Below are 23,123 nucleotides of genomic sequence, written 5' to 3'. Positions count from 1 at the left end.
ATTCTCGCTGATTTCAGGAGCTATTGATTATGCGTAACTTTGATTTATCCCCGCTGTACCGTTCTGCTATTGGTTTCGACCGCCTGTTTAACCTGCTGGAAAACAACCAGAGCCAGAGTAATGGCGGCTACCCTCCGTATAACGTTGAGCTGGTAGACGAAAATCATTACCGCATTGCCATTGCCGTTGCCGGTTTCGCAGAAAGTGAGCTGGAAATTACCGCACAGGACAACCTGCTGGTGGTGAAAGGCGCGCATGCGGACGAGCAAAAAGAACGGACTTACCTTTACCAGGGCATCGCGGAACGCAACTTTGAGCGTAAGTTCCAGTTAGCTGAGAACATCCATGTTCGCGGCGCGAATCTGGTCAATGGTCTGCTGTACATCGATCTCGAGCGCGTAATTCCGGAAGCGAACAAACCGCGCCGTATCGAAATCAATTAATTCTGTCGGGCCGCGCTGCGCGGCCTGTTATCCCAGGCTTGCCGACAGGGAGCCGATGCGAATCTACGGATTTGCAGATATCACTCGCTTCTTAGAAGGAGATTATAATTATGCGTAACTACGATTTATCCCCACTGCTGCGTCAATGGATCGGTTTTGACAAACTGGCCAACGCGTTACAAAACACCGGTGAAAGCCAGAGCTTCCCACCCTATAACATTGAAAAAAGTGACGATAATCACTATCGCATTACGCTTGCGCTGGCTGGTTTCCGTCAGGAAGACCTGGATATTCAGTTGGAAGGCACCCGCCTGACCGTTAAGGGCACGCCGCAGCAGCCTGAAAAAGAGACCAAATGGTTGCATCAGGGACTGGTCACCCAGTCGTTCAGCCTGAGCTTTACCCTGGCTGAAAACATGGAGGTTTCCGGCGCGACATTTACCAACGGGTTGTTGCATATCGATTTAACCCGTAATGTCCCGGAAACCGTTGCACCGCAACGTATCGCTATCAGCGAACGCCCCGCATTAAATAGCTAATTTAGCTCCTTGCCTTTGCCCCGCCAGAAATGACGGGGCTTTTTTGTGCGCGAAGACAACATCGGATTCGGGTAGTGATGCCATTGCCTGAAGAAAGCATTCAGCAACTTCAGGTTTTGATGAGGAAAAAGGGGGGGGAACGCCCATCAGAAGGGCGCTTTAGCGTCGTTTCAGCATCAGAATGTGCGCCAGCCTGCATATATGCCTGAACGGTTCAGTCATAATCCACTTAAATAGAAATGTTATTCACAGGGAACAAAAAAATGAGTGATATAGCATTGACGGTCAGCGTTCTGGCGTTGGTGGCGGTTGTCGGATTATGGATCGGCAATATCAAGGTGCGGGGTGTCGGCTTTGGCATCGGCGGCGTGTTATTCGGCGGTATCATCGTCGGCCACTTCGTTGATCAGGCTGGGGTGACGCTGAGCGGTGATATGCTGCACTTCATCCAGGAATTTGGCCTGATTCTTTTTGTTTACACCATTGGGATTCAGGTTGGACCGGGGTTCTTTGCCTCGCTGCGGGTTTCTGGTCTGCGTCTCAACCTGTTTGCGATTCTGATCGTCATCATGGGTGGGCTGGTCACCGCAATCCTGCATAAAGTTTTCGCCATTCCGCTGCCGGTGGTGCTGGGGATTTTCTCCGGTGCGGTCACCAATACCCCGGCACTGGGTGCCGGACAACAAATCCTGCGCGATCTGGGCACACCAATGGAACTGGTTGACCAGATGGGGATGAGCTACGCGATGGCGTATCCATTTGGGATTTGCGGTATTTTGCTGACCATGTGGCTGATGCGAATGATATTTCGTGTGAATGTGGAAGCAGAAGCGCGGGAGCATGAATCGACGCTCACTAACGGGCATTCGTTGATTCAGACTATCAATATCCGCGTTGAGAACCCCAACCTGAACAATATGGCGATTCAGGATGTGCCTATCCTCAACAGCGATAAAATTATCTGTTCACGACTGAAGCGTGAAGAGACGCTGATGGTGCCGTCGCCGGGAACCGTGATCCAGATGGGCGACCTTTTGCACCTGGTGGGGCAACCGGGCGATCTGCACAACGCGCAACTGGTGATTGGTCAGGAGGTGGATACGTCACTGTCGACCCGGGGAACCGATTTGCGCGTCGAACGCGTCGTGGTCACCAACGAAAAAGTGCTCGGCAAACGTATCCGCGATTTGCACTTTAAAGAGCGTTACGACGTGGTGATTTCTCGACTGAACCGTGCGGGCGTTGAACTGGTAGCCAGTAGCGATGCCAGTCTGCAGTTTGGTGACATCCTCAATCTGGTGGGACGACCGACCTCGATTGATGCGGTTGCCAATGTTGTGGGTAACGCCCAGCAAAAACTGCAGCAGGTGCAGATGCTGCCAGTGTTTATCGGTATCGGTCTGGGGGTGTTGCTTGGATCCATTCCGCTCTTTGTTCCCGGCTTCCCGGTGGCGTTAAAGCTGGGCCTGGCGGGCGGGCCGCTGATTATGGCATTGATTCTGGGGCGTATTGGTAGCATTGGTAAGCTGTACTGGTTTATGCCGCCGAGCGCGAACCTGGCGTTACGTGAACTGGGAATTGTGCTGTTCCTTGCCGTGGTGGGACTGAAATCGGGTGGTGACTTTATCGATACGCTGACCCGGGGGGATGGTCTGAGCTGGGTGGGCTACGGTATTTTTATTACTGCTATACCGCTTATCACCGTAGGTTTACTGGCTCGTATTTTCGCCAAAATGAATTACCTGACGCTGTGCGGGATGTTGGCCGGTTCGATGACCGATCCGCCGGCGCTGGCATTTGCTAATAACCTGCATGCCACCAGCGGCGCGGCGGCGCTGTCGTATGCGACGGTGTATCCGTTGGTGATGTTCCTGCGCATTATCACCCCGCAGTTGCTGGCGGTGATTTTCTGGGGAATGGGCTAATCTCAGGCTGAGTCCGGGTGGACGCGCCGTAAATGGTAGTCCACCTGATACTCGCTGGCGTTTCTGAACATCACCGAATAATTCAAAAACTCTCCGCTATCGCTGTATGACAGTGACGTAATCCGTAACAGCGGTGTCTGCTCCGGCACATTCATTTGGGTTGAAAGCTGTTTATCCGCAAGTACAGGTGACAGACTTTCATAATTACCGCTGATCGTGATCCCACACTCTTTCTCAATGTAATCGAATTTTGATCCCTCAAGATGGGCAAGCGAAAGATTGCGAAAGAGTTTTACCGGCATATAACTGTCTTCCAGCATTAAGGGCTTACCCTCAACATAGCGTACGCGGCGTGAAAAATAGATGCGTTCGTTTATCTGAATGCGTAGCTGGCTGGCAATCGCCGGTGGCGCAGGCATGACTTCGAAAACCAGCACCTGACTGGTCACCTCTTTCCCCTGTCGCTTCAGTACTTCCGCCAGCCCGGTCAGGTTGGAGGTTTCATGATGGACATCTTTGCGCGCCACGTAGGTTCCGCTACCGTGACGGCGCACGACTAAACCCCACTCCACCAGCACGTCAATCGCTTTACGGATCGTCATTCGCGAGACCGCAAACTCGACGGCGAGCTTTTTTTCACCCGGCAACGGACTTCCGATGTTGTAATCAGAAGAATTTAAGCGAATTCGTAGTCGTTCTGCTATCGATTTATAGATCACCACCAGACCTCTTTTTCCCTTTAAACACCGTAGTCAAAACGTTCAGATGTCTAATTTTTATTTAAAAAGTAGACCTCATTGATGAAATTAAAACCATGAAAGCGATCACGAATCGTCGCGGCATGTCATGTCCTGAGGATCGCAACTTTCTATTCTCGTGTCAGGCCAGCAATCACTACAAAAAAGGCCTCTCCCTACTGGCTGTTATATGAGGATGTGAAAATGCTCAGTCAAATACAACGTTTTGGTGGCGCGATGTTCACCCCGGTACTGCTCTTTCCTTTTGCCGGTATTGTGGTGGGTATTGCAATCATGCTCCGTAACCCACTTTTTGTGGGGGAAGCGCTCACCGATCCCAACAGTCTTTTTGCACAAATCGTCACCATTATTGAAGAAGGCGGATGGGCGGTGTTCCGCAATATGCCGTTGATTTTCGCCGTCGGTTTGCCTATTGGTCTGGCAAAACAGGCCCAGGGACGTGCCTGCCTCGCAGTACTGGTCAGCTTCCTGACATGGAATTACTTTATCAATGCGATGGGGATGACCTGGGGCCATTTTTTTGGTGTCGATTTTAGTGTAGACCCGACAGCGGGTAGCGGTTTGACCATGATGGCCGGGATTAAAACGCTTGATACCAGCATTATTGGCGCCATTGCCATTTCAGGTATTGTCACCGCGCTCCATAACCGTTTTTTTGATAAACCACTGCCTGTATTTCTGGGGATTTTCCAGGGAACCTCATTTGTCGTCATCATTGCTTTTCTGGTGATGATTCCCTGCGCCTGGCTAACTCTACTGGGGTGGCCAAAAGTACAAATGGGCATCGAATCACTGCAGGCGTTTTTACGTTCTGCCGGAGCCCTTGGTGTATGGGTCTATATTTTCCTCGAACGCATCCTTATCCCAACTGGTTTACACCACTTTGTCTATGGTCCGTTCATTTTTGGTCCGGCAGTGGTGGAAAGTGGCATTCAGGTCTACTGGGCTCAGCATTTGCAGGAATTCAGTCAGAGTACTGAACCGCTGAAAACCCTGTTCCCGGAAGGTGGCTTTGCGCTACACGGTAATTCTAAAGTCTTTGGTTCAGTAGGGATTGCGCTGGCGCTCTACTTTACCGCCACCCCAGAAAACCGTGTAAAAGTGGCCGGTTTACTTATCCCTGCGACGCTAACAGCCATGCTGGTGGGGATTACCGAACCACTGGAATTTACCTTCCTGTTTATCTCGCCGTTACTTTTTGCCGTGCACGCGGTGCTGGCAGCCTCGATGGCGACAGTCATGTACATGTGCGGCGTGGTGGGCAACTTTGGTGGTGGTCTGTTGGATCAGTTCCTGCCACAGAACTGGATACCGATGTTCCATAACCATGCGTCAATGATGTTTATCCAGATTGCCGTTGGCATCTGTTTTACGGCCCTCTACTTCGTCATCTTTCGTGCGCTGATCCTGCGTTTCAACCTGAAAACACCGGGTCGTGAAGAGAGCGAGATCAAACTCTACAGCAAAGCGGATTACCAGGCCGCGCGCGGTAAAACCAGCGCCGCGGCCGCTTCTGATAACCCATTGGGTCAGGCTGCCGGTTTGCTACAGGCGCTCGGTGGCGCAGCCAACATTGAAAGTATTAACAACTGTGCCACCCGGTTACGTATCGCACTGATTGACATGGCAAAAACTCAAAGTGATGACGTCTTCAAAGCGCTCGGCGCACACGGTGTTGTGCGTCGCGGTAACGGTATTCAGGTGATTGTCGGCCTGCATGTTCCTCAGGTTCGTGACCAGCTCGAAACGCTAATGAAATCTTCTTTATCAAACGAACATATCCCCATGACGGAGGCAGTATCATGAAAAAATTCTCGGTGGTAATCGCGGGCGGCGGGAGTACGTTTACGCCAGGTATCGTACTGATGTTGCTGGCAAATCAGGACAGGTTTCCCCTGCGTTCGCTGAAATTCTATGACAATGACGGGGTGCGTCAGGAGGTCATTGCCGAGGCGTGCAAAATCATTCTCAAAGAGCAGGCACCGGAGATTGCGTTTAGTTACACCACCGATCCCGAAGCCGCCTTTACCGATGTGGATTTCGTGATGGCGCACATTCGCGTAGGGAAATACCCGATGCGCGAAAAAGACGAAAAAATCCCGTTGCGTCATGGCGTATTGGGTCAGGAAACGTGTGGGCCTGGAGGGATCGCCTATGGCATGCGTTCAATCGGCGGCGTGCTGGAACTGGTGGACTATATGGAAAAATACTCGCCCAATGCCTGGATGCTGAACTACTCCAACCCGGCAGCGATTGTGGCGGAAGCGACCCGTCGCTTGCGACCGAATGCCAAAATTCTCAATATCTGCGATATGCCGATCGGGATTGAAGGGCGCATGGCGCAGATTGTTGGGCTTAAAGATCGTAAACAGATGCGTGTTCGTTACTATGGTCTGAACCATTTTGGCTGGTGGACGTCGATTGAAGATCTGTACGGAAACGATCTGATGCCAAAATTACGTGAATATGTGGCGAAAAATGGCTATGTGCCGCCTTCTGACGATGTACATACCGAAGCAAGCTGGAATGACACGTTTGCCAAAGCCAAAGATGTGCAGGCGCTCGATCCGCAAACGATGCCGAACACGTACCTGAAATATTATCTCTTCCCGGACTATGTGGTGGCGCATTCCAACCCGGAACGCACCCGCGCCAACGAAGTGATGGATCACCGTGAGAAGCATGTCTTCAGCGCCTGTCGGGCGATTATCAATGCCGGTGACTCTTCAGCGGGTGAGTTGGAGATTGATGAACATGCTTCCTACATTGTCGATCTGGCGGCAGCTATCGCTTTTAATACTCAGGAGCGGATGCTACTGATTGTGCCGAACAATGGGGCAATTCATAACTTTGATGAGACGGCAATGGTAGAAATTCCATGCCTGGTGGGACATAACGGCCCGGAACCGTTAACCGTAGGCGATATTCCGCACTTCCAGAAAGGGCTTATGAGTCAGCAGGTGGCGGTTGAAAAACTGGTGGTGGATGCCTGGGAACAACGTTCTTACCAGAAGCTTTGGCAGGCGATCACCTTATCTAAAACGGTACCCAGCGCGTCTGTGGCGAAAGTCATTCTCGATGATTTAATTGAGGCAAATAAAGGCTACTGGCCGGAATTACATTAAACCTCCTGACCGGCATCGGACGATGCCGGTCTCCTCGTTCTTTTCGATTTAGGCTATTCTGGAACCTGCCTGCAGCCCGACAAGGAATATTCATGAAACTTTCTCGCCTCGGAGAATCACCGGATTACCGTTTCTCGCTGGCAAACGAGCGTACCTATCTGGCGTGGATTCGTACTGCGCTGGGTTTTCTGGCCGCAGGCGTCGGGCTTGACCAACTGGCACCGGACTTCGCCACGCCGGTGATCCGCGAACTGTTGGCGCTGCTGCTTTGTCTGTTCGCTGGCGGCCTGGCGATTTACGGTTATCTGCGCTGGTTACGCAATGAAAAGGCGATGCGGCTGAAGGAAGATTTACCTTATACCCGCAGTCTGCTGGTTATCAGTCTAATTTTGACAATGGTGGCGATCGTCGTGATGGCGCTGGTGCTGTATGCCGGATAGCCGTAAGGCCCGTCGCATGACCGATCCGGGGCTGCAACCGGAGCGCACATCGCTGGCATGGTTGCGCACACTGCTGGGCTATGGCGCGCTGATGGCGCTGGCGGTGAAACATCACTGGCATCAGGCGGGATTCCTGTTCTGGGTCTCGATTGTGGTACTGGCCATCGTGGGCCTCATTCTCTGGCGCTATACCCGCAAGCGTAATCTGATGGATGTCTCGCTTCTTGATTTTTCCCAATCTCGCGCGGTTCGTGACAAATTTATGATCTCCCTCGCGGTGTTATCTCTCGCAATACTGTTTGCTGTAACGCACGTTCGCCAACTTATCCTCTCTATCGGAAATTTTGCATGACAGGATGTCAGGTCATGGCCAAACCGGCCAGTTCACGTTGTAACCTGGATTGTCGTTACTGCTTCTACATTGATAAACCCGTCCACCCGGTTATGGATGACGCAACGTTATCGACGTTTATTCAGCAGCATATTGCCGCACAGCCCGGGCAGGATGTCCTGTTTTCCTGGCAAGGTGGGGAGCCGACGCTCTGCGGTCTGGATTTTTTTCATCGCGTGGTGGAATTGCAAAAGCAGTTCGGCGCGGGAAAACAGATCCAGAACGCTTTTCAGACCAACGGTATTTTGCTCAATGACGCATGGTGCCGCTTTTTGCGCGACAACAACTGGCTGGTGGGACTCTCACTGGACGGCCCCGCCGATTTACATGATGCCTTTCGGGTCAGCCGTCGCGGAAATCCAACCCATCACAACGTTGTCAATACGCTGCAAAAACTGGTCGAATACCGTGTGGAGTTCAACCTGTTGGTGGTGGTGAATCGCCTCAACAGCGGTCAGCCGGAGCGGATGTACCACTATCTTCGCCAGCTTGAGACACCTTTTTTGCAGTTTATTCCGCTCGTTGAGTTGGATGAGCATGGCAGGCTGACGGCGGAATCGGTCGAGCCGCAGGCGTGGGGTCAATTTCTTAACGCGGTGTTCGATATCTGGGTGCGGGAAGATATAGGTCACGTGTACATCCAGCTCTTTGATTCGATGCTGGGCGTATGGTGCGGCTATCCGTCGCAGATGTGTACGTTAAGTCAGGACTGCGGTCACGCCTTTGCGCTGGAGGCCAATGGTGATTTGTATCAATGCGATCATTATGTCTATCCGCAATACCGGTTGGGTAACATTCATCACACCTCGCTAAAAACGCTCAATGCCAGTTCGCAGGCGAAAGCTTTTGGGGAGTTAAAAAGGTCCACGTTAAGCGCAGCGTGTCAGGCCTGCTCGCTGCTGCGCTTTTGTCATGGCGACTGTCCAAAACATCGGGATGAGAGTGGGAAAAGCGTGCTGTGCGCAGGATACCGTGCATTTATCGATTATACCGCGCCGCACATGCGCGTGATGCGCGATCTGATCAGGCAGCATCGCTCACCGACAGAGCTGATGGCGATGCTGCGCACAGGACGTTAGTGCCCTTTCGCCAGGTATTGCGCCATTTCTGCTTCTGGCACCATGCCGCCGCCCGTTGCCCAGACCAGGTGCGTGGCATTATTGAGTTGCTCAGCGCTGATGCCCTGCATCTGCTGATAGTCAGCGGATGCGCAGACGCGCTGAGGCCCGGCCATTCCCGCCAGGGCTGACGGTTCCAGACGAATGTTCTCCTCCTGCGCCAGCCAGCCCAGCATGTCGTACATAGACCGATCGCTTAAGGTATACAACCCGTCGAGCAGACGTTCCATCGCTCTGCCGACAAAACCTGATGCACGTCCGACCGCCAGACCATCTGCTGCCGTCAGGTTATCAATACCGATTTCCTGTACGGCGATGCCATCATGCAAGCCGGTATACACGCCCAGCAGCATGCACGGAGAATGGGTCGGTTCAGCGAAGAAGCAGTGCACGTTATCGCCAAATGCCAGTTTCAGACCAAACGCTACCCCGCCGGGGCCACCGCCCACTCCGCACGGCAGATAAACAAACAGCGGGTGATTGGCATCCACCACGCGGCCTTGCTGTTCGAATTGCGCTTTCAGACGCTGCCCGGCAACCGCATAACCTAAAAACAGCGTGCGGGAGTTTTCATCGTCGATAAAGAAGCAGTTCGGATCGGACTGTGCAGCCTTGCGGCCTTGCTCAACCGCCACGCCATAATCTTCTTCGTACTCAACAACCGTAACGCCGTGGCTGCGCAGTTTGGCTTTTTTCCACGCACGGGCATCAGCAGACATATGCACCGTGACGTTAAAGCCAATGCGGGCGCTCATAATACCGATAGACAGCCCCAGGTTGCCGGTTGAACCCACAGCGATACTATACTGGCTAAAAAAGGCTTTGAATTCCGGAGAAAGCAGAACGCTGTAGTCCTCTTCGGGGGTCAGCATACCGGCTTCCCGCGCCAGTTTTTCGGCGTGCGTCAGGACTTCATAAATGCCGCCGCGCGCTTTAATCGAGCCGGAAATCGGCAAATGGCAGTCTTTTTTCAGCAGGATTTCCCCGCTGATTTTCTGTCCGTACTGTTTTTCCAGACGTTGTTGCATGGCCGGAATGGCGACGACCTCAGATTCAATGATCCCCCCGGTTGCTGCGGTTTCCGGGAAGGCTTTGGCCAGATACGGTGCGAAGCGCGCCAGACGGGCGTGGGCATCCTTAACGTCTTGTTCCGTCAGCCCCACATAAGGTAAACCTTCCGCCAGAGAGGTGGTTCCCGGGTTGAACCAGGTCGTTTCTCGCAGAGCCACCAGATCCTCCACCAAAGGGTACTGGGCGATAAGTTTTTGTATGTTTTCCATAGGACGTCTCTTTGCGCTTAGATGATAAAGGAAAGCAGGAATGTGCAAGCCAGTGCAATAACCGAGGCGATAAATGTCGCGGTCGTATAGTATTTGAACGTCTCATTCAGGGTGGCGCCGCAGTACTGCTTAACCAGCCAGAAGAGGGAGTCGGTAACGATCGTGCAGCCAATGGCACCAGAACCAATGGCAATGGCGATGATCTCCGGACTGACGTTGGGATACATCGGCAGCATCGGCGCGACAATCGCCGTGGCGCCCATCATCGCCACCGTGGCAGAACCGACCGCCGCGTGCAGAATCAGCGCGACCAGCCAGGCCAGCAGAATCGGGTGCATGTCCATGTTGGAGAGGATCACCGCCAGCGTGTCTGCCAGACCGCTGCTCTTGAGGATGGCGTTGAACGCGCCGCCCGCCCCGATAATCAACAGAATATTGGCGATGGAACCAAAACCGTTTTCGGTATGGGTGAGCAGTGCGCTCATGCCAATATGCTGGCGCAGACCGAGAATGTAATACGCCACAAAGACGGCGATAAACATGGCAGTGATCGGGTTGCCGATAAATTCCAGCAGGGTGTACAGCGTGCTGCCTTTGGTCATGTTCAGTTCAGCCACGGTTTTCACCAGCATCAAACCAATCGGCAGCAGGACGGTAAACAGCGTTGCACCCAGCGATGGCAGTGTACTCTCCTCGCGTACTTTGAGGTCTGCAAACTCAGCGGGAACCGGTTTGAACGGCAGGCGATTACCGAGAAATTTCAGGAACAGCGGGCCGCCTATCAGTGAGGCCATCAGGCCAACCAGCAGGCCGTAGACGATCACCGAACCAATATCCGCACCCAGTTTATTGGCAACAAACAGCGCGGCCGGGTGCGGCGGCACGACGCAGTGAACGGCCATTAGCGCGGTACACAGTGGGATAGCCAGTTTCAGCAGTGAGGTGTTGGTTTTTTTCGCGATGGAGAACGCCAGGGGAATCAACAGCACCACGCCAACTTCAACGAACAGCGTAATCCCGCAAATCAACCCCACCAGCACCATAATGACGTCAGCGGAGAGCCAGCGGCAGCGCTGTAGCGTTAAGCCGATGCGTTCCGCCGCGCCGGAAACCTCCATCATTTTACCGAGAATGGTACCCAGACCGATGACCGCGGCGAGGAAGCCGAGCGTACCGCCGATCCCGCTTTCGATGGCATTGACCATGTCCAGCGGGCCCATGCCCATCATGGTCCCGACAAAGAAACTGGCGAGCAGCAGTGCCAGGAACGGGTGGAATTTGAATTTCACGATGGTCAGTACAATTAACACAATGCTAATTAGCAGCGTGCTCACAACCCAGATTTGAGAGTGCATATCTCACCTTGCCCTGTGATTTACCTGCCCCTATTGGACAAAAATTCGGCGTGGGCTGACAAACGATATAAATCCTCGTTCACATGAATCAGATTGAATCAAAGAGGTGATTTGCATCGAATATTCGCTCAATTTTGCGATATGGTTCACTCTCATTCATCTTTGTGCTGATTTTTTCTGCGGTTTTTTTTACACTTCGCCGGACTGAAGCTGAAGTCACCGAGGTACTCATGGAACCCCTTCGCGAAGTCAGAAACCACCTCCTGAACGGCTGGCAATTATCCAAACTGTACACATTTGAAGTAGCGGCCCGGCATCAGTCGTTTGCGATGGCCGCAGACGAGTTATCGCTGAGCCCCAGTGCCATCAGCCACCGCATTAACCAACTGGAAGAGGAGTTGGGGATCCAGCTTTTCGTGCGCTCGCACCGCAAAGTGGAACTCACCCATGAAGGTAAGCGGGTGTTCTGGGCGCTGAAATCGTCGCTGGATACGCTGAACCAGGAGATCCTCGATATCAAAAATCAGGAGCTTTCCGGGACGCTGACCGTCTATTCTCGCCCGTCTATCGCGCAGTGCTGGCTGGTGCCTGCGCTGGGTGACTTTACCCGCCGCTATCCGTCGATTTCGCTCACCATATTAACGGGTAACGACAATGTGAACCTGCAGCGCGCCGGGGTCGATCTGGCGCTCTACTTTGACGATGCGCCTTCGGCCCAACTGGAGCATCACTTCTTAATGGACGAGGCGATTCTTCCCGTCTGTAGTCCGGATTATGCTCAACGCTTTGATTTAATGGGGTCTCTGGTGAATCTGCCACATTGTACGCTGTTGCACGATCGTCAGGCCTGGAGCAATGATTCAGGGACCGACGAGTGGCATAGCTGGGCGCAACATTTTGCAGTGAATCTGCCGACATCGTCGGGAATTGGCTTTGATCGTTCAGATTTAGCGGTGATTGCTGCCATGAACCATATCGGCGTGGCAATGGGACGCAGACGGCTGGTACAAAAGCGACTGGAGAGCGGTGAGCTGGTTGCGCCTTTTGGTGAGATGGCGCTGACCTGTCACCAGCATTACTACATGACGACGTTACCCGGCAGGCAATGGCCGAAAATTGAGGCCTTTATCAACTGGCTGCATGAGCAGGCGAAGTCGTTTTCCAGAAGCGAAACTGCTACACGGTAAATAAAAAAGCGTGCTAAATACGTGATATTGCGCCTGCAAAATTGCTGAGGGTCATCGTGATTAAACCACTTGTCTCGCTCTTTGTGTTTGTCAGTTTCGCCCTGGGGGCAGCACAATCGCCGCTGACGGCGGCACATTATGCGCAGCAACTTGGTGTGGGAATGGACGTCGACTGGGCGCGCACTGAACAAGGTATCCGGGAGTTCGACCCGCTGGTGGTGCGGGACTTCAAGGCGAAAGGGATCGCTCATGTGCGTATTCGGGTAAGCGGAGAACCCACGGAGGCGCGGCTTATTCATCTGCGCAAGCTGGTGGAGGCCTGCGAGCAGTACGGCGTGATCCCGATTATCGCTTTTCAGGCGGACGAGTATAAAAATGACCCCAGTGCGAGCAATGAAAAAGAGGTGATCAATTGGTGGGTCGCGGTGGCGCACTATTTTGCCCACAGCGCGCCGCTGCTGGGGTTTGATCTGATTTACGAACCGGCCGGTAAGCTGAATCATAATCTGACGTCCCTGAACCGGGTGTATGACAAAACCATTCGTACTATCCACGCCATCGACCCGCAACGGATGATTTTTGTTGCGCCTCGTCTGCGTGCCGCACCGGAAGATCTGCCCAATCTCAGGCTGCCACCGCAGAGCCAGAGCTATGTCCTGGCGCAATGGCATATCTTCCCGTGGGGGCCGGTGAAAAATAACGGCAAATACCCCTGGACGTCGGGTACGGCTGCAGAGAAAGCGGCAATTCGCGCGCGCATCAACACTGCTGTGCACTGGCAGCAAAAAAGCGGGCATGTCAGTTGGGTTGGCGGATGGGCCACGGGAGAAACCAGCAAGAATCCTCCGTCCTCTTCACAGCTCGCTTTTGCCACGTTCATGGCATGTGAGCTGAAGAAGGTGAAAATTCCCTACGCGATCAACGCCGATACGCAGTTTTACGATGGGGAGGAAGGCGCGTGGCGGCCCGCGCTCGAGCCGCTGTTAATGGCGATGATTGCGCCGGACTGCGAAACGCCCGGCCATACGGTCATTAAATCGCCTGCCCCTGGTGTGAAAAACGCGCCGCCAGCGGTAACCAGCACAGTAAAATCAGTAGTCCCATAAGCGTCATCAGCAGGCCGAGACTGCCCTGCCCGGTCTGCGGCAGCATAGCGGAAAGCCATGCCAGTACGCCGGAACCAATATTTTGCAGACCGCCCACCAGCGCGCCCGCTGTACCGGCGAGGAACGGAAAGGGTTCCATCGCGCCGCTGGTCGCCAGCGGGAACAGCATCCCGGCGCCGAAGAAGAACAGCGCGGCGGGGATCAGCAGCGTCCAGACGTTCATCACGCCGAACCAGCCGGGGATCCACATCATCAGCCCTGCCAGCAGACAGCTCACCACTGACTGCCACATCAGCGTAGAGAAGCGTTTATTCGGGCGACCGGCAAACCATGCACCGAAAAACGCCGCCGGGATCGGCAGGATAAACAGGATACTCACCACCATGCTGCTCAGTCCTAACACCGCGCCCATCAGCACGCCGGAACAGGCTTCGAATACAGCGATACCGGCCAGTCCGCCAATCAGCATCAGCAGATAACAGTTAAAGGCGCTGTGACCAAACAAGGTTTTATAGCTGGTCATCAGCCGCGTGCGCGGTGCGCCAGTGGGACGTGTTTCCGGCATCCAGCGCGCCATGCTGAAGGTGACCCCCGCACAGAGCACGAGCAGGAAGACGTAACAGGCGCGCCAGTTCCATATCGTATCCAGCAGCCCGCCAATCAGCGGTGCCAGCAGCGGACTGACCAGGATGCCCATATTCAGCATGCTGTTGGCGTGGCGCAGCTGCGTGCCTTCGTACAGATCGCGCGGCAAGGTTCGCGCCATCACCCCGCCGACACCGGTCCCCATCCCCTGCAATGCGCTGGCGGCGATCAGCACCGTCAGGCTATGAGTCGTAATGGCGACCAGCGTGGCGAGCATAAAAATCGACATCCCGACGAGGATCACCGGACGGCGTCCGACGCGGTCGGAAAGCGGGCCATAAAACAGTTGCGATACGCCATAGGTCAGCAGATAGGCTGCCATCACGCTTTGCACGGCCCCTTCGCGAACGTTTAGCTCGCGTGCCATGTCGGCAATGGCAGGGATATAAATGGTTTGTGCCATCTGACCCACAGCCACAAGTAATACCAACATCAACAACAAATTGACGTTTCTCTGCCTTTTCATTTCGCTGAATACTTTTTAAAAAGAGAAAAAATAAGAATAAGGTGCTGCGCATTCCCATAAATGCGAGTGAAATCTACCACACTAAAAAAAGAAGGCCAGATGGCAGGCGGGAATGGAAAAGGGCTGAACGGCAGGATATGTAAACAAAAAGCGGCAACAAATGTTGCCGAGAGTGTGTTCTAGGACAAACGCAGCAGTATCGCGCCTGCCGCAATCCCGCCAGCAGCCACGAGGCGCAATCCTGCGACCCGTTCTTTCAGCAGCAACCAGGCGATAAGCGCGCCGAACAGGATTGAGGTTTCACGCAGTGCAGCGACCACCGCCAGCGGCGCGAGGGTCATCGCCCAGAGCGCCAGTCCGTAAGAGCCCATTGTGGCAATGCCGCCAAAAATTCCCTTTTTCCAGTGCTGCGTCAGATAGCGCAATGCTTCCCGGCGACGGGCAACCATCGCCCATCCCAGCAGGCAGGAGCCGTTCAAAAAGAAGGTCCAGAGCGTGTATCCCAGCGCGGTTTCCGACAGTCTGACGCCGGTGCCGTCGACCAGCGTATACCCGGCGATAAAACAGGCGTTAATCAGCGCGAGCACAATGCCCTGCTGCGAACGGGCCCGACCGTTAAAAGCCATACCGAGGATGGCGGCGCAGATCACTGCAATTCCCGTCCAGGCCAGCGTGGACAGGCTATCGCCAAGAAACAGTACGCTAATGATAGCCACCAGTAGCGGCGCCGTCCCGCGCATCAGCGGATAGGTCTGACTCATATCGGAGACGGTATAGGTTCTGGCGACCAGCACGGTGTAGACCACCTGTAATGCGGTCGAGGCGGCTAAAAACGGGATGCTGGCGGTCGAGGGTTGTGGTGCAAAGGGCAGGCACAGGAGCGCCATGATGGCGGCGGAACCGCTGACGCTGATGGCAGCGTAGAGCTTGTCGTTTCCGGCTTTCACAATGGCGTTCCAGCTGGCGTGCAGCAGCGCGGCGAATAGCAAGATGCAGAAAACGGAAAGGGTCATAGCGTAGACGTCACCAGGAAATGTCATAAAAATGTAACATATCATCACCGCGCAAGCATCAGTCGATGTAAAAGGGGAGCGGTTGCCCGCTCCCCTTTGGTGCGACTTGAATCTGAATTACTTCAGGTATTTCAGAACAGCATCAAGCAGTTGCATGGCTGCAACGATGAGTTTCAGGATAAGAATAACGATATCCACGAGGCTCATACGCGTCTCCTTTTGGCAAAGGAGCACGGTGCTGACGTACCTTTCCGCCGCCTGCTACCAGCACCTTCGTTGACATAACACAGTGTGCTCACCGGGGGGGTTAAGGCGCTGACGGCACCACCCGTTTCAGCCAGGACTTTGTTGCGCCGGTTTACGATGCGGCCCCACCTAACACATTGCGTACTGAGACATTATAGATAAACACTGTATAAATGAACAGGTATTTATGGACAGTGCCGAACTTCTGATCCATACTCAAAAGCGTCAAAATCCGTGCCGAAATTGCGTGTTCTTCGCAGAACGCGTATACTTTTGCTGTTGACATAACACAGTGTGCTTTGCGACTACCAACCGCATAACGCTGAAAAAACCTCGCTCCGGCGGGGTTTTTTGTTTTGGCCGCTTTTTCCTGGTGAAACGTGATCGTCGACGCATTTTTACGCAGATGAAAATTTTTCCGTTGTCAGCTTATGAAAGCTGTGCTTGTATAAATCCTGTTAATCATTAAACAGACAAGGTCCCTAATGAACTCTTCCATGCTGACGTCGACCCTACTAAAAACTGCGCCATCTTGCGCAGCGGTCGTCGTGCGTGTGGTGGTGGTCGTCGGCAATGCGCCGTAGGGTCCGGAACAACACACGATTCCAAAACCCCGCCGGCGCAAACCGGGCGGGGTTTTTCGTTTAAGAGACCTGCCCGGAGCGTCGGCCCAGAACAAAAGGACTGGAGTATGGCAAGTTCGGGCACAACATCAACATCCCAGCGTACGCGTTTTACCGGCGCTGAATTTATCGTTCATTTTCTGGAACGTCAGGGCATTAAGATTGTCACTGGCATTCCGGGTGGATCGATTCTTCCCGTCTATGATGCCTTAAGTCAGAGCACGCAAATCCGCCATATTCTGGCGCGCCACGAGCAGGGTGCGGGGTTCATTGCGCAGGGTATGGCGCGAACTGACGGTAAACCGGCGGTGTGCATGGCCTGTAGCGGGCCGGGCGCAACCAATCTGGTGACCGCCATCGCCGATGCGCGGCTGGATTCTATCCCCATGGTGTGTATCACCGGGCAGGTTCCGGCCTCAATGATCGGCACCGACGCCTTCCAGGAAGTGGACACCTACGGCATCTCTATCCCCATCACTAAACATAACTATCTGGTCAGACATATCGATGAACTCCCGCAGGTGATGAGCGACGCATTTCGTCTCGCTCAATCCGGACGTCCTGGCCCGGTGTGGATAGACATACCTAAGGATATCCAGATGGCGGTTCTCGAGATTGATGAGATGCCAGAACCGGCACAGAAAATGGCGACGCCGGAATTCAGCGCAGAGAGCATTCGTGAAGCGGCCGAGATGATTAACGCCGCACAGCGTCCGGTGCTGTACCTCGGCGGCGGGGTGATTAATGCGCCGCAGCGGGTGCGTGAGCTGGCGGAAAAGGCGCAGTTGCCGACCACCATGACGCTGATGGCGCTGGGAATGCTGCCGAAGGCGCATCCGCTGTCGTTAGGCATGTTGGGGATGCACGGTGCGCGCAGCACTAACTTCATCCTGCAAGAGGCGGATCTGCTGGTGGTGCTGGGCGCGCGTTTTGATGACCGGGCGATTGGCAAAACCGAGCAGTTCTGCCCGAATGCCAAAATCATCCATGTCGATATCGACCGTGCGGAGCTGGGCAAAATCAAGCAGCCGCATATCGCTATTCAGGCTGACGTGGATGAGGTACTGGCCCAGTTGATTCCGCAAATCGACGCAAACCCGCGCGCTGAGTGGCACCAGTTGGTCAGCGATCTGCAACGTGAATTCCCGTGCGCTATCCCGCAGGAGAGCGACCCGCTGTGCCACTACGGCCTGATCAACGCGGTAGCGGCCTGCGTGGACGATAACGCGATTATCACTACCGACGTGGGCCAGCATCAGATGTGGGCAGCGCAGGCCTATCCGCTGAACCGTCCTCGCCAGTGGCTGACTTCTGGCGGTCTGGGCACCATGGGATTTGGTCTGCCGGCAGCGATTGGCGCAGCGCTGGCGAACCCGGATAAGAAAGTACTGTGTTTCTCCGGCGACGGCAGTCTGATGATGAACATTCAGGAGATGGCGACCGCCAGCGAAAATCAGCTGGATGTGAAAATCATTCTGATGAACAACGAAGCGCTGGGGCTGGTGCATCAGCAGCAGAGCCTGTTCTATAAGCAGGGCGTTTTTGCCGCGACGTATCCGGGGACAATCAACTTTATGCAGATTGCTGCCGGATTCGGTTTGCAAACCTGCGATCTGAATAACGAAGCTGACCCACAGGCGGCATTGCAGGTGATCATCAGCCGACCGGGGCCGGCGCTGATCCATGTCCGCATTGATGCGGAAGAAAAAGTGTATCCAATGGTACCGCCAGGCGCGGCAAATACTGAGATGGTGGGGGAATAAACTATGCAGAAACAATCACATGAGAACGTCATTCTGGAACTCACCGTCCGCAACCACCCAGGCGTGATGACCCACGTTTGCGGGCTATTCGCCCGCCGTGCATTTAACGTCGAGGGGATCCTCTGTCTGCCGATTCAAAGCAGCGACCAGAGCCGTATCTGGCTACTGGTCAACGACGATCAGCGTCTGGAGCAGATGATTAGCCAAATCGATAAGCTGGAAGATGTGGTGAGAGTGGTGCGTAATCAGTCAGACCCCACAATGTTCAACAAAATTGCCGTGTTCTTTGAGTAACTTAATCGCCGTCTGAATCAGGGGTGATCACCTTGACGGAACCGTTCCGGCAGTGGGTGGCATAATCTGCCGGTAGCGGACGATCGCATATCAGGACATCAAAGGTGGAAAGCGGACCAATGCTGGCGGGGGCGACCTCATCGAACAGGGCGTAACGCGTCAGTAAAATTTTACGCAGTCCGCGCTCCATTGCTTTGCGCTTGGTGGCGAGGTCGTCCGGGTTAAACCAACTGACGCCGAAGTGTTCGTGTACGCCGCTGGCGGAGATAAACACTTTTCGCGGATTCAGGGAATCCAGCGGTGATGGGTTATTCGCATCGTAAAATGCGTCGCTCTTCGCCCGATACGTTCCACCACAGAGGATCGGCGTGGCGTTGGGCTTTTCATTGAGCGCGATAAAAACCTGGTGCGAGTAGCAGATCCCGGTAAAGGCGATCTCGTCCGGGATCATACCGATCACCAACGGCATCTCCGGACCATTATCAAAAAAGATCAGATCGTTTTCGCTCACCAGACCGGCCGCCAGGATAGCGACGGGTAAATCGTCGCGATGATGGGTCTTGTTGGCTGGCTGGGGGACGTTAGCTGGCGCGGTGGGTTTGCTGACCATCACGATATAGCCGCCGAGCAGCGTCAGGGGCAGCGGCTCGTCATCCTGGCTGAGATCCCGGCGAATGGTCATCACGGAAACCTCCAGCATCCGTGCGGCGTCTTTCAGATGGATGCGGTCGGTCTTCTTCAATAGTTCCATCAGACGTCGAATACGTTCTTTTTGTTTGGTTTCCATTCACCTTCTCCGCGATTCATGTTGCGAATGTTCCATGAGTAACATTTTTGTGTCTCTCGGAACATCATCTTGCTGCATTACTATACGTCTGGCTGGCGGGAATTAAAAGCGCGTTTGTTCGCGTTTTTTTGATTGTAACTGGTTTAATTTCAGTTAATTGTAACAGTTTAGATGCTGTTGATAGGTAACAGTGAATCATGAGGTGGGCAATAAATAAACAAGGAAATGATCTTCCAATCGCGATCGTAGTCACAAATGATACGAAAGTAACATGATAATGTTATTTTATTATCATTGTTATGTGATTGTTTCTTAGAGGGTGTAAAATGGATATCGCGGTTATTGGCTCCAACATGGTGGATCTCATCACTTATACCAACCAGATGCCCAAAGAAGGCGAAACCCTGGAAGCGCCGGCGTTTAAAATCGGCTGCGGTGGTAAAGGCGCAAATCAGGCCGTTGCGGCGGCGAAACTCAACTCCAAAGTGCTGATGCTGACCAAAGTCGGCGACGATATCTTTGCGGATAACACCATTCGCAATCTCGAATCCTGGGGCATCAACACCACCTATGTCGAAAAAGTCCCGTGCACCAGTAGCGGCGTGGCACCGATTTTTGTGAATGCGAACTCCAGTAACAGCATTCTTATTATTAAAGGGGCGAACAAGTTTCTCTCCCCGGAAGATATCGATCGCGCTGCGGAAGATTTAAAAAAATGTCAGCTTATTGTTCTGCAACTGGAAGTTCAACTGGAGACGGTTTACCACGCCATTGAGTTCGGCAAAAAGCATGGCATCGAAGTATTATTAAATCCCGCACCGGCATTGCGTGAATTAGATATGTCCTATGCCTGTAAATGTGATTTCTTTGTACCGAACGAAACCGAACTGGAAATATTAACCGGTATGCCAGTGGAGTCGTATGACAATATTTGCGCCGCCGCCCGTTCCCTGGTGGATAAAGGGTTAAACAATATTATTGTGACCATGGGTGAAAAAGGTGCGCTTTGGATGACGCGCGATCAGGAAGTGCATGTTCCGGCGTTTCGCGTTAATGCTGTTGATACCAGTGGCGCAGGCGATGCCTTTATTGGTTGCTTTGCCCATTACTACGTTCAGAGCGGAGATGTCGAAGCCGCAATGAAGAAAGCCGTCCTTTTCGCTGCGTTTAGCGTGACCGGGAAAGGCACACAATCCTCTTATCCGAGTATCGAACAATTTAATGAATTTCTTACCCTAAACGAATAATACTTCTGCACTGTAAAAGGTAGCACTATGAACGATAAAAACATCATTCAGATGCCCGATGGGTATCTGAATAAGACCCCTCTGTTCCAGTTTATTTTGTTATCCTGTTTATTCCCATTATGGGGATGCGCAGCCGCATTAAATGATATTCTGATTACGCAATTTAAAAGTGTATTTTCACTCAGTAACTTTGCCTCAGCATTAGTTCAGAGCGCCTTTTATGGCGGTTATTTCTTAATTGCGATCCCGGCATCTCTGGTGATTAAAAAAACCAGTTATAAAGTGGCGATATTAACCGGCCTGACGCTGTACATTGTCGGCTGTACGCTCTTTTTCCCGGCCTCGCACATGGCGACCTACACCATGTTCCTTGCCGCGATCTTCGCGATTGCGATTGGTCTGAGCTTCCTGGAAACCGCAGCGAACACCTACAGTTCGATGATCGGCCCAAAAGCCTATGCCACCTTACGCCTGAATATCAGCCAGACGTTTTATCCGATTGGCGCGGCGTCCGGCATTTTGCTGGGGAAATATCTGGTCTTTTCCGAAGGCGACAGCCTGGAAAAACAGATGGCGGGAATGAATGCCGAGCAGATCCATAACTTTAAAGTGCTGATGCTGGAAAACACCCTTGAGCCGTATAAGTACATGATTATGGTTCTGGTGGTGGTGATGGTGCTGTTTTTGTTAACCCGCTTCCCGACCTGCAAAGTGGCGCAAACCGCCAACCATAAACGCCCGTCGGCGATGGACACGTTGCGCTATCTGGCCAGCAATGCCCGTTTCCGCCGCGGTATTGTGGCGCAGTTCCTGTATGTGGGGATGCAGGTGGCCGTGTGGTCATTCACCATCCGTCTGGCGCTGGAGTTGGGCGATATCAACGAGCGTGATGCCTCTAACTTCATGGTCTATAGCTTTGCCTGCTTCTTTATCGGTAAGTTTATCGCCAACATCCTGATGACCCGCTTTAACCCGGAAAAAGTGCTGATTCTTTACTCCGTCATCGGCGCGCTGTTCCTTGCCTATGTTTCGCTGGCGCCGAGCTTTAGCGCCGTGTACGTCGCAGTGCTGGTGAGCATTCTGTTTGGTCCCTGCTGGGCGACTATTTATGCCGGCACGCTGGATACGGTGGATAACGAACATACCGAAATGGCGGGCGCGGTGATCGTGATGGCCATCGTTGGCGCCGCCGTGGTCCCGGCGATTCAGGGTTATGTGGCGGATATGTTCCACTCGCTGCAACTCTCGTTCCTTGTCTCCATGCTGTGTTTCGTTTACGTGGGGATCTACTTCTGGCGCGAAAGCAAAGTGCGCAGCCTGGCTGAAGCGACCGCTTCCTGAGGAGAACGATTATGACAACACGTATCACGCTGTGGCGGACGCTCTTTAGTGAACATCCGCAAATCCTGCTGGAGAACAGTGATTTCACGGTTACCGCCTTTCGTTATGCCAGCGGTGTGGAAGGGCTGAAGGTGCAGAACAGTCGTGGTCATCTGGTGATTCTGCCCTGGATGGGGCAGATTCTCTGGGACGCGCAGTTTGACGGCCACGATCTGACCATGCGCAACATGTTCCGTCAGCCGAAACCCGCAGCGGAAGTGGTGGCGACCTATGGCTGTTTTGCCTTCCATTCAGGACTGCTGGCCAATGGCTGCCCGTCGCCGGAAGATACTCACCCGTTACACGGTGAAATGGCCTGTGCTGCGATGGACGAGGCCTGGCTGGAACTGGACGGCGACAGCCTGCGCGTGACCGGACGCTACGAGTATGTGATGGGATTCGGTCATCATTATCAGGCGCAGCCTGCGGTGGTGATGCATAAAGCGAGCGCGCTGTTTGATATCCAGATGGCCGTCACTAACCTCGCGTCTGTCGCGATGCCGCTGCAGTACATGTGCCACATGAACTATGCATATGTGCCAGAGGCGACGTTCAGCCAGAATATTCCGGATGAGGCGCTGCGGCTTCGCGAATCGGTCCCGGCGCATGTGAAACCCACCGAACAGTGGCTGGCATTTAATCAACGGATCTTACAAGGCGAAGCGTCGCTGGCGACGCTCAATGAACCCAACTTCTACGATCCAGAAATCGTCTTCTTTGCCGACCAGTTGGACAGGTATACGGATAAACCCGAATTCCGCATGATCGCCCCGGATGGCACCACGTTTGTTACCCGTTTCGCCAGTTCGGAACTCAACTACGTAACCCGCTGGATCCTGTATAACGGCGATCAGCAGGTCGCGGCATTTGCCCTGCCTGCCACCTGCCGTCCGGAAGGATTTCTTGCCGCCCAGCGAAACGGCACGCTGATTGAGGTTCAACCGCAGCAAACCCGGACATTTACGGTCACCACCGGCATCGCCTGAACGCTC

23 protein-coding genes and 1 other annotated feature (1 of these 24 running past the window's edge) are annotated in these 23,123 nt (G+C 53.6%); of the genes, 16 read left to right on the top strand and 7 right to left on the bottom strand.

The features are described from left to right. Positions 1-36, top strand: a sequence feature (ROSE (Repression Of Heat Shock gene Expression) occurs in the 5'-region of heat shock genes and acts as an RNA thermometer to modulate expression.) (it extends 39 nt beyond the left edge of the window). The 3 genes from ibpA to QQZ17_RS13315 all read left to right on the top strand — a co-directional run bounded on the left by ibpA (position 30) and on the right by QQZ17_RS13315 (position 2,907). Further along, on the top strand, positions 30-443 hold the full coding sequence (ibpA, locus tag QQZ17_RS13325) for a small heat shock chaperone IbpA (RefSeq protein WP_006687722.1): 414 nt from the start codon (positions 30-32) through the stop codon (positions 441-443). It overlaps the preceding feature by 7 nt. A gap of 110 nt (positions 444-553) precedes the next feature. Beyond that, the gene (gene ibpB, locus QQZ17_RS13320; protein WP_152400791.1) at positions 554-982 is read left to right on the top strand and encodes a small heat shock chaperone IbpB; all 429 of its coding nucleotides are present in this window, start codon (positions 554-556) and stop codon (positions 980-982) included. Between the two features lie 263 nt (positions 983-1,245). Beyond that, a complete protein-coding gene (locus tag QQZ17_RS13315) occupies positions 1,246-2,907 on the top strand; it encodes a putative transporter (RefSeq protein ID WP_152400788.1) in 1,662 nt (553 codons plus the stop codon). A 2-nt stretch (positions 2,908-2,909) separates the two neighbouring features. Here the strand turns inward: QQZ17_RS13315 and QQZ17_RS13310 are convergent, their stop codons facing one another. Next, positions 2,910-3,626, bottom strand: coding sequence for a GntR family transcriptional regulator (locus tag QQZ17_RS13310; RefSeq protein WP_152406223.1), 717 nt, complete (start codon positions 3,624-3,626; stop codon positions 2,910-2,912). A gap of 222 nt (positions 3,627-3,848) precedes the next feature. Here QQZ17_RS13310 and QQZ17_RS13305 point away from each other — a divergent pair, with 222 nt between their 5' ends. From QQZ17_RS13305 to QQZ17_RS13285, 5 genes are all read left to right on the top strand, one after another. After that, positions 3,849-5,471, top strand: a complete 1,623-nt coding sequence (locus QQZ17_RS13305) for an alpha-glucoside-specific PTS transporter subunit IIBC (protein ID WP_152400786.1) — start codon at positions 3,849-3,851, stop codon at positions 5,469-5,471. Beyond that, positions 5,468-6,790, top strand: a complete 1,323-nt coding sequence (locus tag QQZ17_RS13300) for a 6-phospho-alpha-glucosidase (protein WP_152400784.1) — start codon at positions 5,468-5,470, stop codon at positions 6,788-6,790. Before QQZ17_RS13305 ends, QQZ17_RS13300 begins: the two co-directional genes overlap by 4 nt. A gap of 92 nt (positions 6,791-6,882) precedes the next feature. Next, positions 6,883-7,230 carry a YidH family protein gene (locus QQZ17_RS13295; RefSeq protein ID WP_152400782.1) on the top strand — a complete coding sequence of 116 codons (348 nt, stop codon included), beginning with the start codon at positions 6,883-6,885 and terminating at the stop codon, positions 7,228-7,230. Continuing rightward, entirely contained in the window at positions 7,220-7,582 is a 363-nt protein-coding gene (locus QQZ17_RS13290) for a DUF202 domain-containing protein (protein ID WP_152400780.1), read from the top strand. The genes QQZ17_RS13295 and QQZ17_RS13290 overlap by 11 nt, the downstream gene beginning before the upstream one ends. After that, on the top strand, positions 7,579-8,700 hold the full coding sequence (locus tag QQZ17_RS13285; RefSeq protein WP_187696651.1) for an anaerobic sulfatase maturase: 1,122 nt from the start codon (positions 7,579-7,581) through the stop codon (positions 8,698-8,700). The genes QQZ17_RS13290 and QQZ17_RS13285 overlap by 4 nt, the downstream gene beginning before the upstream one ends. Here QQZ17_RS13285 and dsdA read toward each other — a convergent pair. Both dsdA and dsdX read right to left on the bottom strand, forming a co-directional pair. Continuing rightward, complete coding sequence (gene dsdA, locus QQZ17_RS13280; protein WP_152400776.1) at positions 8,697-10,019, bottom strand: D-serine ammonia-lyase; 1,323 nt, start codon at positions 10,017-10,019, stop codon at positions 8,697-8,699. The genes QQZ17_RS13285 and dsdA overlap by 4 nt on opposite strands. Before the next feature lie 17 nt (positions 10,020-10,036). Beyond that, entirely contained in the window at positions 10,037-11,374 is a 1,338-nt protein-coding gene (gene dsdX, locus QQZ17_RS13275) for a D-serine transporter DsdX (RefSeq protein WP_152400774.1), read from the bottom strand. Between the two features lie 230 nt (positions 11,375-11,604). On the opposite strand from dsdX, the gene dsdC reads away from it, so the two are divergent. Next, a complete protein-coding gene (gene dsdC, locus QQZ17_RS13270; protein ID WP_152400772.1) occupies positions 11,605-12,561 on the top strand; it encodes a DNA-binding transcriptional regulator DsdC in 957 nt (318 codons plus the stop codon). 56 nt (positions 12,562-12,617) lie between these two features. After that, a complete protein-coding gene (locus QQZ17_RS13265; protein ID WP_152400770.1) occupies positions 12,618-13,667 on the top strand; it encodes a cellulase family glycosylhydrolase in 1,050 nt (349 codons plus the stop codon). Here the strand turns inward: QQZ17_RS13265 and emrD are convergent. From emrD to tisB, 3 genes are all read right to left on the bottom strand, one after another. Continuing rightward, on the bottom strand, positions 13,594-14,778 hold the full coding sequence (gene emrD, locus QQZ17_RS13260) for a multidrug efflux MFS transporter EmrD (RefSeq protein WP_152400768.1): 1,185 nt from the start codon (positions 14,776-14,778) through the stop codon (positions 13,594-13,596). The two genes, QQZ17_RS13265 and emrD, sit on opposite strands and share 74 nt — an antisense overlap. Positions 14,779-14,957: 179 nt before the next feature. Next, entirely contained in the window at positions 14,958-15,791 is an 834-nt protein-coding gene (locus tag QQZ17_RS13255; RefSeq protein WP_152400766.1) for a DMT family transporter, read from the bottom strand. Positions 15,792-15,908: 117 nt separating this feature from the next. Then, complete coding sequence (tisB, locus tag QQZ17_RS13250; RefSeq protein ID WP_152400764.1) at positions 15,909-15,998, bottom strand: type I toxin-antitoxin system toxin TisB; 90 nt, start codon at positions 15,996-15,998, stop codon at positions 15,909-15,911. A gap of 524 nt (positions 15,999-16,522) precedes the next feature. Between tisB and ivbL the strand changes: the two genes are divergently transcribed. From ivbL to ilvN, 3 genes are all read left to right on the top strand, one after another. Further along, a complete protein-coding gene (ivbL, locus tag QQZ17_RS13245) occupies positions 16,523-16,621 on the top strand; it encodes an ilvB operon leader peptide IvbL (protein ID WP_125369117.1) in 99 nt (32 codons plus the stop codon). 107 nt (positions 16,622-16,728) lie between these two features. After that, positions 16,729-18,423, top strand: a complete 1,695-nt coding sequence (ilvB, locus tag QQZ17_RS13240) for an acetolactate synthase large subunit (RefSeq protein WP_152400763.1) — start codon at positions 16,729-16,731, stop codon at positions 18,421-18,423. A gap of 3 nt (positions 18,424-18,426) precedes the next feature. Then, complete coding sequence (gene ilvN / locus QQZ17_RS13235; protein WP_152400761.1) at positions 18,427-18,717, top strand: acetolactate synthase small subunit; 291 nt, start codon at positions 18,427-18,429, stop codon at positions 18,715-18,717. Position 18,718: 1 nt separating this feature from the next. On the opposite strand, the gene QQZ17_RS13230 is transcribed toward ilvN, so the two are convergent. After that, positions 18,719-19,504, bottom strand: a complete 786-nt coding sequence (locus QQZ17_RS13230; protein ID WP_152400758.1) for a DeoR family transcriptional regulator — start codon at positions 19,502-19,504, stop codon at positions 18,719-18,721. Between the two features lie 326 nt (positions 19,505-19,830). Here QQZ17_RS13230 and rbsK point away from each other — a divergent pair, with 326 nt between their 5' ends. The 3 genes from rbsK to QQZ17_RS13215 are packed head-to-tail and all read left to right on the top strand — an operon-like array spanning position 19,831 to position 23,117. After that, positions 19,831-20,751 (top strand): ribokinase, encoded by a 921-nt coding sequence (rbsK, locus tag QQZ17_RS13225; RefSeq protein WP_152400756.1) that lies wholly within the window; start codon positions 19,831-19,833, stop codon positions 20,749-20,751. A 27-nt stretch (positions 20,752-20,778) separates the two neighbouring features. Further along, positions 20,779-22,092, top strand: coding sequence for an L-fucose:H+ symporter permease (fucP, locus tag QQZ17_RS13220; RefSeq protein ID WP_152400754.1), 1,314 nt, complete (start codon positions 20,779-20,781; stop codon positions 22,090-22,092). Between the two features lie 11 nt (positions 22,093-22,103). After that, on the top strand, positions 22,104-23,117 hold the full coding sequence (locus QQZ17_RS13215) for an aldose 1-epimerase family protein (RefSeq protein ID WP_152400752.1): 1,014 nt from the start codon (positions 22,104-22,106) through the stop codon (positions 23,115-23,117). Positions 23,118-23,123: the final 6 nt, after the last annotated feature.

It is taken from the genome of Citrobacter sp. T1.2D-1 (genome assembly GCF_950098555.1).
In the GTDB taxonomy this organism is placed as follows: domain Bacteria; phylum Pseudomonadota; class Gammaproteobacteria; order Enterobacterales; family Enterobacteriaceae; genus Citrobacter_A; species Citrobacter_A telavivensis.
This window is presented reverse-complemented; position numbering and strand designations above follow the sequence as displayed.